This window comes from Streptodolium elevatio (genome assembly GCF_040649515.1).
Classification (GTDB): domain Bacteria; phylum Actinomycetota; class Actinomycetes; order Streptomycetales; family Streptomycetaceae; genus Yinghuangia; species Yinghuangia elevatio.
In genome coordinates, this window is sequence record NZ_JBEZFP010000115.1 from 18310 (window position 1) to 30915 (window position 12606).

The 12606-nt window shown below is 72.8% G+C and carries 10 protein-coding genes; 5 read left to right on the top strand and 5 right to left on the bottom strand.

What is annotated here, in order from left to right; translation table 11 throughout:
- Positions 1–267: 267 nt before the first annotated feature.
- Together AB0C36_RS32590 and AB0C36_RS32595 are read right to left on the bottom strand one after the other, a co-directional pair.
- Entirely contained in the window at positions 268–948 is a 681-nt protein-coding gene (locus tag AB0C36_RS32590) for a hypothetical protein (RefSeq protein WP_358361288.1), read from the bottom strand.
- Complete coding sequence (locus AB0C36_RS32595) at positions 945–1985, bottom strand: bifunctional lytic transglycosylase/C40 family peptidase (RefSeq protein ID WP_358361290.1); 1041 nt, start codon at positions 1983–1985, stop codon at positions 945–947. The genes AB0C36_RS32590 and AB0C36_RS32595 overlap by 4 nt, the downstream gene beginning before the upstream one ends.
- A 552-nt stretch (positions 1986–2537) precedes the next feature.
- Between AB0C36_RS32595 and AB0C36_RS32600 the strand changes: the two genes are divergently transcribed.
- The 5 genes from AB0C36_RS32600 to AB0C36_RS32620 all read left to right on the top strand — a co-directional run bounded on the left by AB0C36_RS32600 (position 2538) and on the right by AB0C36_RS32620 (position 8727).
- Positions 2538–5483 (top strand): tetratricopeptide repeat protein, encoded by a 2946-nt coding sequence (locus AB0C36_RS32600; RefSeq protein ID WP_358361293.1) that lies wholly within the window; start codon positions 2538–2540, stop codon positions 5481–5483.
- A gap of 227 nt (positions 5484–5710) precedes the next feature.
- Entirely contained in the window at positions 5711–6322 is a 612-nt protein-coding gene (locus tag AB0C36_RS32605) for a hypothetical protein (RefSeq protein ID WP_358361295.1), read from the top strand.
- 109 nt (positions 6323–6431) lie between these two features.
- Complete coding sequence (locus tag AB0C36_RS32610; RefSeq protein ID WP_358361298.1) at positions 6432–6851, top strand: VOC family protein; 420 nt, start codon at positions 6432–6434, stop codon at positions 6849–6851.
- Positions 6852–7009: 158 nt separating this feature from the next.
- Positions 7010–7645, top strand: a complete 636-nt coding sequence (locus AB0C36_RS32615; protein WP_358361300.1) for a hypothetical protein — start codon at positions 7010–7012, stop codon at positions 7643–7645.
- Positions 7642–8727 (top strand): PrsW family intramembrane metalloprotease, encoded by a 1086-nt coding sequence (locus AB0C36_RS32620; protein ID WP_358361302.1) that lies wholly within the window; start codon positions 7642–7644, stop codon positions 8725–8727. The genes AB0C36_RS32615 and AB0C36_RS32620 overlap by 4 nt, the downstream gene beginning before the upstream one ends.
- Before the next feature lie 95 nt (positions 8728–8822).
- Here AB0C36_RS32620 and AB0C36_RS32625 read toward each other — a convergent pair whose 3' ends face one another.
- From AB0C36_RS32625 to AB0C36_RS32635, 3 genes are all read right to left on the bottom strand, one after another.
- Complete coding sequence (locus tag AB0C36_RS32625) at positions 8823–9998, bottom strand: methyltransferase domain-containing protein (RefSeq protein ID WP_358361305.1); 1176 nt, start codon at positions 9996–9998, stop codon at positions 8823–8825.
- A gap of 5 nt (positions 9999–10003) precedes the next feature.
- Positions 10004–11098, bottom strand: coding sequence for a cytochrome c oxidase assembly protein (locus AB0C36_RS32630; protein ID WP_435839165.1), 1095 nt, complete (start codon positions 11096–11098; stop codon positions 10004–10006).
- Between the two features lie 328 nt (positions 11099–11426).
- The coding region (locus AB0C36_RS32635; protein WP_358361308.1) for a solute symporter family protein at positions 11427–12606 on the bottom strand (1180 nt) is incomplete at its 5' end.

Sequence of the window (12606 nt, forward strand, 5' to 3'; positions counted from 1 at the left end):
TCTCTTGTCGCCTCTCCTGTCGCCTCTCCTGTCGTCTCCCCTGCCGTCTCCTCCGGCGCTTCCCCGTCCGCGTCCTCGTCGAGTTCCGCCAGCCAGGCCGGGGTGGGCAGGTCGTCGAGCGGCCCACGGCCGGGATCAGCCGGGGGCTCCGCGTGACCGTACCTCTCGCCGGACAACTGGTGGCCTCCCTCCGCCAAGTCGGTGTCCTCTCCTTCGGCGCCCGTCCCCGCGCCGCCGTACTCCGTGCTTCTTCCCCGCGACACCCGCTCACGACCTCACGAGCATGTCCGAGACACGCCACGGATCCGCCGCGGACTGACGGGTGAGGAGCGCGAAGACCACCACGGTGACCTCGGTCCCCTTCCAACCGTCACGCCCGGTCGGCGTGTAGCGCACGAGCCACTGCCGATACGCGGTCGTCGCGGTGTCGGTCGGCGCCTGGTCCCGCCCGCGTTCCAACACCGGAGCGGTGTACGCCCGATGCTCCGTCCACGTCGTCCAGTCCGCGCCCGGCGGACTGACCGACACGTGTTCCCGCTGTGTGGCCGCGTATTCCTCGGTCAGCCATGGTTGCGCACGCAGCACCGCGTCCTGCGACGTGGTGTCGGTGGTCGTGTCGTACGTGAACATCACGGTGAGCGCCGCCGACGAGACCGCCGACGCGTCGCTCTGCGCGACCTTCGCGGTGCTCGGCAGCGGCAGCGTGGGGGTCGCCGTTCCGCGCGGGATCGGCTGCGCGGGAGGCACGGTCGCCGGTGCGGTTCTCGACGGGGAGGACGACGACGCGGCCGGTGTGTCGTCCGCCGTGCCGGACGTCTTGCCCGCCTTGCCGATGAGGCCGCATCCGCCGAACAGTGCGGCGCCGACGATGAGCGCGAGAAACGTGAGCAACGCCACTGTGCCGCGCAGCCCTTGGGCCGCCCGCATGCCGGGGCCGTCGGAGCTCATCCGAACCTCCGTACCAACCAGGCCGAGTTCGCGTAGTAGGACTCCGACAAGTCGGACACCTTCACCACGTCCCCCGTCTTGGGGGCGTGGACCATCTGCCCGTTGCCGATGTAGATGCCGATGTGGCTGTAGTCGCCGTTGCGGTGCGGGTCGAAGCCGATCACGTCGCCGGGCAGCATCACCGCGAAGTCGCGCGGCACCGGCTGACCCACCGTCACCTGCGCCTGGGACACGCGCGGCAGCATGAGCTTGCCGCCCGACGCGTGGTACACCGCGTACTGGACCAGGCTCGAACAGTCGAATCCTTTGACGCCCGCACCGTTGCCGAAGCCCTCGGACGGCCCCGACGTGTCGCCGCCGCCCCACGAATAGGGCACGCCGCGATGGCGCATGGCGAACTCCACGACCGCCTGGCCGAACGGTGTCCCGGCGGCGATGTCGGGGATGACGTCCTGGTACTTGTCCATGAGGCTGCGGATGACGCGCACATAGTTTTGCGTCTCGGTGTACTGCGGAATGCCCGCGTACTTCAGCACTGCTCCGGGACCCGCGTTGTACGCCGCGAGCATGAGGTCCTGCACGTCGCCGCTCGCCCGTCCCGTCTCGATGTACCCGCGCACCAGCGCGGCGAGCTCGCAGTCGTACCGCGCCGCCGCCATGATCGCGTCACCGGGATGGTACGGGCTCGCGCCGCCGCCGTCCTCGTCCTGGCCGTAGTTCGGCCACGTGCCGGGCATGAACTGGGCGATCCCCATCGCGCCGACGGGGCTGACCGCGTTCGGGTTCCAGCCCGACTCCTGCTCCAACTGCGCGGCGAGCAGCTGCGGGGTGACCTCGGGGCACATCTGCCCGGCCCGCGTGACCCACTCGCGGTACTGCGCCGGAACCTGCGCCCCGTTGAAGGTCGCGTTGAGCCGCGCGCCCACCGGCCCCGTCGAAGGCAACCCGCCGGCCAGCGCCGCGATCACCAGCAGTGCCGCCACCATGAGGGCGAACGGCAGGACCAGGAACCCGGCGATCGCCCGCCCGGGCTTCACGCCGCACCTGCTCGGCGGACCCGGTCAACGCGTTCGCTCCGCGCGGAACTTGTCCTCGGTGCGCGACGCACCGCACCGCCGTTCCTGCGCGCGACCCGTGCCGCACCCGCCTGTTCGCGGGGATGGACCGGCCCCACCTCGGTACCCGGTCGTCCGGCGACCGTCGTCTGCCGCATGGTGCCCCCGATCCCACGGCGGTCCGAACTGGGCGGTGCCCGGGCCACCGAAAAGCGTCGCGCCCGATCTCGGTCATGCCATCCTGCCCCGACGCCACCCCTGCGTGTCCAGCCGTGGCCCCTCCGTAGCCACAACTGCGTCCACAACCACGCATGCGCGTTCGGGACCTAGGGCATTGTCCCTTCTATCCGGCCAACTCGCGCCCACTACCGGAAGGTTGGAAGGCTCCCGCGGTAGGCGTGGGGCGGCCGGGGCATACCGGGTGCATCGGGACGTGCGGTAGGTTCCCGCTGCTGGCCGGAATCGCGTCATCGCGCGGGGGTAGGCATGTCCAGGGAAAGCACGCCGCAACAGGCGAATCAGCCATTCGAACCCATGGAAACCCCGAGGGGGTTCGTACTGCTGGTGGCCGGAGTCGGCCAAGGGCGGCGCAAGAGCCGCGCGTTGGCCGATTCGGAGGCCGCGCTCGCCGGTTGGGTCGGCCTGCCGCCCCAGATCCTGGTCCCGGACGCTCCCGCCGACGTCGTCCAGTTGCCCGCCGGGTCCGGGCCGCAGACGGTACGCGGCTACCTCGAGCGCTCGTCGGTCACCCCCGGACCGGTCATCGTCTACCTGACCGGTCATCTGATGCCGGACCGGCGCGGCGAGTTGCATGTCACACTGCGCGACTCGTCGCCGGGCAGCGTGCGGTACGACGGGCTCCCGTGGGCCTGGCTCGCCGAGACCCTGCGGATCCGCGACCCGCGCAACACGCTGGTGATCGTCGACCTGACCGCGTCGGCCGACCTGCGCGCCGAGGTGACCGTCGCCCCCGGGACGCTCGCCGACCGCCTGCCGCTGTGGGGCGTCCTGACCCCGCCGGCCACCCACGACGACCCCGCGCACGCGTTCACCCGGACCCTGACCGTCGCCGCGCGCCGCGGCTTCGCGGGCTGCCCGGCGACCGTCGATCCGGCGACGGTCCACCCGGCGATCTTCGGCCGGGCCCAACTGCCGGAGGGCACGGTGCAGATCGTGCCGCCCGCCGACACGACGCTGCGGCTCGCGAACCGGATGCCCGCCGAGGGCTCGTACGCGATCTCGTACGGCGGCACACGCAGCGAGGCCACCGGCCGGCACCGCGCCGTCCCGGGCCGCGCCCCGCGCGATTCCGCGCCGCCCGCGCCCGAACCCGAAGTCGCGGTGCCCGCACCGGCACCGTTCCTGCAACCGGAACCGGGAGAGGCGCAGGACTGGGGCGCGGGGGTGGCGGCGGGGGTGCCGACCACCGCGCAACTGCGCGTGACCATCCCGCACCTGCTCCCGCAGGCCGCCGAGGAAGAGCGGGCCGCCGGGCCGTACCTGTACCGCGAGCGGGTGGGCAGCCTTCGCGCGGCCGTGGCGGCCGGGGACTTCGACGAGGCACTGGCACTCGCGCGGGCCATCACCCACGACATGGAGACGCGGTACGGCCTCGGCCCGGAACACCGCGACACCCTCGACGCGTTGGAGACGTGGGCCTGGCTGACCGCACGGGCCGGGCGCATCGACGAAGCGGTGACGCTGTATACCGAGACGGCGCGCCGCAGCGCGCGGGTCCACGGCCCCGGGCACGCCACCACCCGCGCCGCCGCCGACGCGGCGCACACCCTGTGGCTCGACCTTCCGGACGTCGCACAGGCCCGCGAGCTGGGCCCCGCGGTGGTGGCGCTGCGGGAGTTGGTGCTCGGCAGCGGCGCGCACACGCGTGAAGCCGCGGCCGCGCACCTGGAGGCGCTGTCCGCGCCTCGTGCCCCCTCCGAGCAACCGCTGCCGCCCCCGCCCGAGTTGCGCGAGGCGCTCGCGGACGTCGCGGCCATCGCCGCCGAGGGACGACACGACGAGGCGCTGGGCGCGGCGGACGCCATCGTCGACGCCCTGGTCGCCGACCTGGGTTGGGAGCACGCGCACACCCTCAACGTGCGCGAGGTCCGGGCGTATCTGACCGCGGAGTCCGGGCGGTTGGCCGATGCGGTGACGGCCTACCTGGACATTGCCGAGTCCCGGCTCCTCGCACGCGGGCCCGAGCACCCCGACACCATCTCCGCGGCGGACAACGCCCACGCGCTGTGGCTGCGCCTGCCCGACGACGACACCGCGACGGTGTCGACCGGTGTACGCCTCATCGCGGTACGCGAGCACATCCCGGGACCGGGCGGGCGGGCGCTGGTGGGGGCGCGGGCGCGTGTACGGGAGCTGACAGCTCGTCAGGCCGAACCGTACGCCGAGCCCGCGGGGCCGTTCCCCTTCCCGACGCGCGTCGGGGACGCGGGCGACGCCCCCATCGACATCTGGGCCGACCCGCCGACGATCGCCGAGACAGAAGCGGAGATCGGCGCGGAGACCGGGCCGTGGTCCGGTCCTTGGCGGGGACCGGCCGAACGGTTCGAACCGGTCGAGCCGGTCGAGCCGTTCGAACCCGGCACGCCGACCGATCCGCTCGCCGGCACGGCGCCGACCGGTCCGCCAAGTCAGTCCGAGCCGCCCGGTCAGTCCGAGCCGCCCCGTGCAACCGAGCCGGGCGCTCCGACCGCCCAGGCCGCGCAAACCCCGAAGACCGCGCAGACCGCGAAGACCGCGCAGACCCCGCAGACGGCTCAAGTACCCCCAGCACCTCCCGCAGTGACCCCAGTCGCGACGAGCGAGCCCCCGACGCCGACCCCCGACCCGTCCGGCGAACTGGTACGTCCGCGCGCGTCGATGCCCGCGCCGATCCCTCCCCCGCCCGTCGCGACCGCCGCCCACCTCGCGCCGCCGCCCCCGCCGGCCCCCCCGTCCCCGGCCCCGCCCGGCCACGCCGTCCCGGCCCGGAACGGATCCGGCAAAGCGACGTCCGCCGTCGCACCCCGCAAAGCGGCCCGGCCACCGGCGGAGCTACGCGCGGCGCTGCACGCCATAAAGGACGCCGCGGCGCACGACAACCACGTGGAAGCCCTCACCCTCGCCGAGGAGTTGATGCGCGGTGTCGAGGCCCGGCACGGTCCCGCCCATCCGTTCACGCTCAACGCGTACGAAGTACGCGCCCATCTGACGGCGTCCGCCGGTCTGTTCGCGACCGCGGCCCGGCAGTACACCACCCTCGCGCACCGGCTCGCCGAGGCCGGGGACCCGGACGACCCGGCGGCCCGCTCCGCGGCGGACGCCGCCCAGGCACTGTGGCTGCGGCTGGGACGTACCGAGGCGGCACGCAACCTGGGACCGGGGATCATCGACCTCCGCCGCCGCGTACCGGGCCCGGACGGCACCGCGCTGCTGGCCGCCCGCGACCACCTCAGCGGCCTGACGACGGAGCCGCGTCCGTGACGGCCCGGGCCGCCGCGAGGGCCGCGACGCCCCGCACCCCGTCGGCGCCCCTGACGGGAACGGGGGCGCGCGGCAACACGCGTCCGCCCCAAGGGCGGACGGATCACCATCGAAATGACACCGAATCAGGTAAGCGGACGTTCGCGTTGCGTGAACCCGCCACGGCTGTCGGATGCGACGGGCATCCTGGAACCGGGCAGGACGATCACGACAGGCTGGAGACCCCGATGCTGGACACACTGGTCGAGCGCTACCGGTGGGCCGAACAGGACGGACTTGTCGCCCTCACCATCTCCGTCGCCACCGGCCGTACGGAGGAGGAGGTCGTCGCGGCTTTCGGCGGAGCCCAGGCGCCGCGCCGGATCATGACGTTCCGTCAGATAGGTGACGTCCTGGCCCTGCCCGAGGCCGGCTCCTTCCACCCCATGCTGATCGTGTCGACCGACTCCTGCGTCGTGACGATCGAGAACACCGGCTACCACGGCAGCATCCCGGAGATCGCCCGGCGCGCGTCGGCGCAGGGCGGCCGGTTCTTCAGCGCGTACTGGGACATGCACGGCGACTGCCAGGTGATGTACGCCGAGGACGGCGACGTCCAGGTGGTCTTCGACCCGGTCGACACCAGACGCGTCCCGGCCGGTCTCGCCGTGCCCCTGCCGCGCTGGGCGGAAGGCGTGCGCCCGGACGCCTCGGCCGCCGGCGCGTCGTGCCTGGCCCTCCTGGAACGCGTGATGTGCGTCCGAATTGACCGGGATTGGATGCACAAGCCGCTGAGCGCGGTCATTCTGGCCGACCCGGCTACGATGTTCGACGATCCGGAGGCGGCCTGGCGGCCGTGACCCCAGGCGGTACCTCGGCACCCCGGCAACACCCCGGCGGCATCTCCGCGAACCGCGGTCCGGACGGCGCCGGGACGGGACCGCCGGAAGCAGCGAAGGGCGTGGCGACGTGCAGGCGACCATCGACCACATCGTGATCTGGGTGGAGGACCAGCTCAGATCACTGGACTTCTACGAGCGAGTGGTCGGGTTCCCCGGCGTACGCGCGCAGGAGTTCCGGGACGGCACGGCCCCGTTCCCCAGCGTCCGCGTGTCCGAGCACGCCATCATCGACCTCGCCGCGAAATCGAGCGCGGCCGGGGTCGACGAGAGCTTCAAGGTGCCGGGTGCCTCCGGGCACCGGGTGAACCACATCTGCGTCGCCCTGGCACAGGCCGACTTCGCGGCCCTGCGCGAGCGGGTCGAGGCCGAGGGCGGCGACACGTCGGTGGGCCTGGAGAACTCGTTCGGCGCCCGGGGCTACGCCCCCAGCACGTTCTACTTCACCGACCCGGACGGCAACGTGATCGAGGCGCGGTACTACGAGTAGGCACGTCGCAGGTGGCGCTCGGGCCAGGTCGAGCCGGGTCCGCACGCCGGGGCTGAAGCCACCGCGCGCCTGACCGAAGTCACCCCTTCGGGTCACCGTTCACCCCACTGGCCGATACTCGGCGGGCGGGCTCCCGTACCAGGACCAACGCTGGTGCCATGGGCCAGCCGCGTACCGCCGACCGCCGGGGCCGCCGTGCGCCGTGGTGGGGCCCGCCGGCCGTCGTGGCCGTGATGGCGCTGCTCGTCGCAGGCTGGCCCTTCCTCGCCTCGCGCCTGTCCGACGACCGGGTGCTGCCCGGCGGAGCCGTCCTGCGGGTGGGCCCGGGCAACGGCGACCACGCGTGGTTCACGGTGGTCGGCGACGGCTGGACCATGGCCGAGTCGGAGACGATGCCGTCGCAGGAGTACGTACTGACGCGGGGCGACACCGAACTGACGGTGGCGTACCTGAGCCTTATGTCGTCCGACTACGCGGACCGGCTGTGGGACGGCCTGCGCCGCAGCGCCCGCGTCTCGGCGTCGGACGCGCGCGTCGGCCCGCCTACACCCGTGGTCTCGGCAAGCGGCGCCCGGGGCAGCATCGGCGACCTCACCCAACGCGGCGAGCGCGGCACCGCCGCGATCTACCCGGCGCCGGACGAGAGCTTCGCGATCCGGATGGTCGCACTAGGGCCGACCGACGCCGCGTCCGCTTCCGCATCGGCGTCCGATTCCGGTACGCGCGACGACGCGGACCTGGCGGCGGCGCTCTCGGTCATCCGCTCCCTCACCTTCACGAGGCCCGCGTCGTGACGGGGGCGCTTTCCGTCCGGTCCTTCTCCCTGTGGGTCGGCCTTGCCGCGTGCGTCTTCGGGGCGATCTCGCTCGGCCTCAACTACTTCGACGCCGTCCGGGTGTTCCCCGCCGCGACGATGCTGGCGGCGGGGCTGCTGGTCCCCACACTGGTGTTCGGGTACGCCCTGGCCCGCCGCGTACGCCCCGTGCGCCCGCCGCCCGGCCCGCCTTCCGTCGCCTGCGTCGTATGGGGCATGACGGCGGCGACCGGCTGCGCGGTCATCGCCAACACCGGCCTCGGCGCCATCTGGGCGCGTACCTGCGGCGTTCAGTTCGCGGACGACTGGAGTGCCGCCCTGACCGCCCCGTGGAACGAGGAGACGCTCAAGCTCTGCGGCGTCGTCATGCTGACCTTCGTGGCGGCGCGTGCGGTACGCGGGCCGGTCGACGGCTGGGTCTACGGCGCGCTGGTCGGCCTCGGCTTCCAGGCGACCGAGAACCTCATGTACGCCCTCAACAACATCCTTCTGCAAGGCGCCACCTCCCCCGGCGGCTCGGTCGTCGGGTCGTTCGTCGTCCGCGTGCTCCTCACCGGCTGGGGCTCACACTGGGCGATGACGGCGGTGGCGGGCACGGGCATCGGCTTCCTGGTGGCCCGGGACGGCACACCGCTCGCCCGCCGCATCGGCATCGCTGTGGTGTTCTGGGCGCTGGCCATGGCAATGCACTGGCAGTTCAACGCGCCGATCCTCGGCTTCCCGGGCGGCATAGTCGTCAAGGTCGCGGTGAACCTGGTCGTCGCGCTCCTGGTCTTCCGGGCGGTGCGGCGGGGCTACCGGGCGAGGTTGGGGGAGGTCGCACAGGAGGAGGCGGCGTACGACACGGTCCGGCCGTCGGAGGCCCGCACCCTGCTGGGCCGCCGAAGCCGCGTGCGGGCCAGACGGATCGCCCGAACCCCCACGGTCCGGGCCCGCATCGCCGACGTACAGGAACGCCAACTAGACCTCCTGGAAGCCCGCCTGCCAACCGCAGACCCGGACACCCTGGAGATCGCCGCCGAACTGCGAGCCGAGGTAGCCGCAGCCCGAGCACGGTTGTAGGCGCGCGGGGCTCGGCGCTCGGGGCTTCCGGGGGATTGTCGGCCTGGACAAGCCTTCACGGGCGACCCACCCCATGAATGAGGGCCCCAGCGCGCCTACGGCCGCGTGCCGATCGGGGTCTCCGGGGTGTCGAGCCACTCCGTCTGGCCGGACTTGCGGATGGTGACTCCGAGGCGGGAGCGGGCGGGGGCGCCTGCGGCGTGCCACCAGCGCAGGGCGGCTTCGGCCTCGGCGAGGACGTCGCGGGGGCCGGCCCGCTCGGCGGCGAACTCGGTACGCCCCGGGACGTGTTCGACGCGAGCCCAGGAGCGCGTTTCGGGGTCGGTCAGGTGGAGGGTGAGCGAGTCGAGTGCGGCAACACCGGACGCCCCGGCCGTGCGGTGGATGTGCGAGCGTACGCCGGGCACCAGCAGGCCCACCGCGAAGGCGGCATCGCGCGAGACGGAGAGCACGCGGGCGTCCAGCGTCGTGGTCGTGGTCACGGTCGTGGCTGTCCCGGCGCCGACTGTGCCGAAGCCGAAGTCCGGCGCCGTGCCCTGGCCGCGCTCCCACATGAACGCCGCGTCGCCGACGACGCGGCCGGTGGCGTAGCGTCCGTCGGCGTCCTCCGCGACCTCCAGGTCGAGCAGCACGCCGTTGTAGAGCCCCGTGCCCCACGGCGTCAGGACGTGGCCGCCGGGGCGCGTCTGGGCGATCCAGGCCCACGGCACCATGCGTACCGAGCACGTCGACAACACCCGGTCGAACGGGGCGCGTTCCGGCACGCCGGCCATGCCGTCGCCCACCGCCAGGTATGGATGCCGCCCCGCTCGGACGAGTGACCGGCGGGCTCCGGCGGCCACGACCGGGTCGACCTCGATCGAGGTGACGGCCGAGTCGCCGAGCCGCGCGCTCAGCAGCGCCGCGCCGATGCCAACGCCGGTGCCGATTTCCAGCACGCGGTGGCCGTCGGCGACGTCGAGCGCCGCCATCATGCCGGCCACCATGCGCGGCATCATGGCGCTGCTGGTCGGCCACGAGGACACCTCGGGCTCGGTCGCCCCGCCCTCGACCTGCGTGACGAGAACGGTGTCGGAGTAGACCAGGGCGCGCCAGCGGTCCGGGTCGTCGGCACGGTCGAAACGGCGGTACCCCTCGGGGTCGGACACCCACACACGCGCGGGTACGAAGTCGGCGCGGTCCACGGCCCGCCAGGGCTCGACCCAATCTGGGGCGAGGTGGCCGGCAGCGGTCAGTTCGGCGGCCAGCCGCTCGGCACTCGGCTCCCCCACGCGCTTCAGCCTTGCCGGCGGGAGGACGACGAATTCGCCGACGAAGCTGACGATGCCGACGGCGCGGAGGGCACTGTCTCCGTGTCCTGCCCGGCGTCGCCTTCGCCGTCGGCGTCGGCGTGGACGCCGGCATCAGTCGCCGCCGCAGGCGTCGCGCCGCCGGCCAGTCGGGTCAGGTACGCGTTGTACGCGTCCAGTTCCGCGTCGCCGTCGCGATCCGCGGCGCGGTCCTTGCGGCGGGCGAGGCGTTCCTCCGAGCTCATCCACTGGGAGAAGATCACCAGCAGCACGATGACCGTCGGGACCTCGCCGAAGGCCCACGCGATGCCGCCGCCCATCTGCTGGTCGGCGAGGACGTCCGTGCCCCACGAGGGCGGCGGCTGCTCGAAGGAGTCGACGATCAGCGACGACGACATCATGACCGCGACGCCGAAGAACGCGTGGAAGGGCATGCCCGCGAAGAGTTCCAGCATCTTCATGACGTAGCCGTGCTTGCGGGGCGCGGGGTCGATGCCCATGATCGGCCAGAAGAACAGCAGGCCGACGGCCAGGAAGTGGAACGTCATCCAGCGGTGGCCCCACATGTTGCCCATGGCCAGGTCGAACAGCGGGGTGAAGTAGAGGACGTACAGGCTCGCGATGAACAGCGGGAGGGTGACCCCGGGCGACGACATGACCGCCGCGAACCGGCTGTGCAGCACGGTCAGCAGGATCTCGCGCGGCCCGCGCCCCGCCTTGCCGTCCGCGCCCTTGCGGGCGGGCCGGATGGACCGCAGCGCGAGGGTGATGGGCGCGCCGAGCAGCAGCAGGATCGGCGAGAGCATGCTCAGGATCATGTGCTGCACCATGTGCACGCTGAAGAGTGCGGTGCCGTACACCGCCACTCCGCTGGACGTCGACAGCAGCACCGTGCCCACACCCGCGAGCCACGCCAGCGTGCGGCCGATCGGCCATTTGTCGCCTCTGCTGCGCAGCCGCCACACCCCGGCGCCGTAGAACAGGACGGCGGCGATGCTGCCCGCGAGGAACAGCGGTTCGGGGTACCAGCCGAACATCCGACCGAACGTCGGCGGGCCCAGCGAGGCGGCCATGTCGGCCATGCCGCTGGTCGATCCGCCGCTGTGGTGGCCGCCGGACCCGTGCAGGTCGTCCATGCTGTCGCCGAGCATCAGCGCGCCGAGGAACAGGGCGATGCCGAGGGCGATCAGCGCGACGGCCCGGAACGCGCCCGGGCCCGGCGTGCGAGGAGATGGAGCCATGGCATCCACTGTGACGTACGGCGCCCGGCGTTCGGGCACCGGGTCGGGCCCGGCTCTGGTGGAGTCGCCCGGACAGGTGATATATCGGCGCGCTTGCGCGCGGGACGGCTCTGCGCACGGACGTCTGTGGGGTCGGCGGGTGTCCGCGGGCCCGACCCCGTCCCAGCCCTCAGTGCGCTCCGACGCCCGTGAGGGCGCGTACCTCCAGTTCGTCGAACGCCGCGTCGTCCTCGTCGGTCCGGCGCTTGTCGGTGAGCAGGGTTCCGGCCGCGGCGCACAGGAACCCGACCGGGATCGAGATGAGGCCCGGGTTCTCCAGCGGGATCGGCGCGACGGTGGTGCAGGACACGAGGGCGGTCGGGTTGCCAACGCTCCGCGAACCGTCCGCCACACCGCATTTGTCGGCCTGCGCGGCGGTGAGGGTCACCGCGGGCTTCGTCTCGCTCGCGCCGCCCCACACGATGGGCGACAGCGCCACCACGACGATCGCCGAGATCAGGCCGCCGAAGACACCCGCGATTGCGCCGGCCTTGGTGAAGCGCCGCCAGAACAGCGCGAACACGATGGCGGGCAGGTTCGCCGACGCGGCGATCGCGAAGGCCAGTGCCACGAGGAACGCGACGTTGAGCTCGCGCGCGAAGACGGACAGGGCGATGGCCACGCCGCCGATGACGATGGCGGCGATGCGCGCGACCCTCACCTCCTCGGCGTCGGTGGTCCCGCCGCGCTTGAGGACCCCGGCGTACAGGTCGTGGGCGAACGACGAGGACGAGGCGAGCGTCAGGCCCGCGACCACGGCGAGGATCGTCGCGAACGCCACGGCGGCGATGAACGCGAGCATCACCGCGCCCCCGGTGCTGCCCGGCCCGCCGCCGAGGTGTTCGGCCAGGCGCGTCGCGGCGGTGTTGCCGGAGGGGTCGGCGCCCCTGATCGTCTTGCTGCCGACCAGCGCGGCCGCGCCGAAGCCGATGACCAGGGTCATCAGGTAGAAGGTGCCGATGATGCCGATAGCCCAGTTGACCGACTTCCGGGCGGCCTTCGCGTCCGGCACGGTGTAGAAGCGTACGAGGATGTGCGGCAGTGCGGCGGTGCCGAGGACCAGGGCGATGCCGAGGCTGATCATGTCCAGCTTGGACCAGCCGTCGGTGGCGCCGTACTTGAGGCCGGGCTGCAGGAACGCGTCGCCCTTGCCGGACTGGCTCGCGGCGGCGCCGAGCAGGTCGGACACCGCGAAGTCGAACTTCGCGAGCACCCACACGGTCATGACGCAGGCCCCGATCATGAGCAGGACCGCCTTGACGATCTGCACCCAGGTGGTGCCCTTCATGCCGCCCACCGTGACGTAGACT